Genomic DNA, 989 nt, shown 5'->3' on the forward strand with positions numbered 1-989 from the left:
AGCCAAAGCAGAGAAGGACATTTTAGACAAAAGGAAGAAGCAAGTTTCTTATAAAAAAGAATGTTTTAAAAATGATATTGATGGATTTTTCAAAAATCTTTCTACCAATTTTTATATTGATAAAGCAGAGGCTATTGATTCCTTTTTGCAGCATGAGTTAAAAAAGTCATCAGACGCATGGGATGACAAAAAAAAATATCAATTTATTTCAAAGCTTAGAACAAATGTATCTGATAAGTGGAGAGAGCTAGATAAAGCACTAAAGGTCACTAAACCTAATGTAGGTCTTAGTAATGCTGCTAGAAAGGAATGGGAATCCTACCTTAAAAATAAAGCGAAACTTGACGAGGATGTAATTAATCCTGCTAAAAAGAAAACTGAAGAATTACTATCAAGGTTTATCTCTGTTAACGGGTTGACATTTTCTGCTCGAGAGCGAGTTAATGAGATTGTTGAAGAAGAGAAAAAATCGTTGAACAGAGTGATTTCCAATTATCGAAATGAACTTAAAGAAGATGTTAGTAAGATTGAGTCTGTGGTTAAGGAAAAGGCGAGGGAAAAATCTAGTGAGTACACCCAAGCGCTAGCTGAGGTGATGACTGCAATTAACTCAACAGCTATAGAGACTTACTCTTCTGACGAGTCAATAGCGATGATCTCTAGTTGGGAAAATACACTTGATGATATTAATAAGCAAACTGAGAGTTATTTTTCAAAGTTAAGAGAGACCGTTGAGTTAGGGAAGATGCGAATAAGTCCCAGATGTGAGATCATAGCTACATAGTAAATCACAGCCATTACCGCCCATGAGCCAACAGTTAACTTTTGCCGATAGTGAGTTTTCCAGCAAGCGCCGCCAGACCCGTAAAGAGATTTTCTTATCTCGGATGGACAACCTGTTACCATGGACTCAACTGCTGGAAGTGATTGAGCCCTTTTATCCAAAAGCGGGCAATGGTCGTCGTCCCTATCCACTGGAAACGATGTTC

At 37.5% G+C, this 989-nt stretch carries 1 protein-coding gene and 1 pseudogene; both read left to right on the forward strand.

What is annotated here, in order from left to right; genetic code table 11:
• A partial coding sequence (locus L1D47_RS20800; protein ID WP_239886630.1) for a hypothetical protein occupies window positions 1-784 on the forward strand: 784 nt, incomplete at its 5' end.
• Window positions 785-806: 22 nt separating this feature from the next.
• Window positions 807-989 (forward strand): annotated as a pseudogene (locus L1D47_RS20805) (IS5/IS1182 family transposase); the annotation flags it as partial.

Source organism: Shewanella sp. Isolate7, assembly GCF_022398425.1.
Classification (GTDB): Bacteria; Pseudomonadota; Gammaproteobacteria; order Enterobacterales; family Shewanellaceae; genus Shewanella.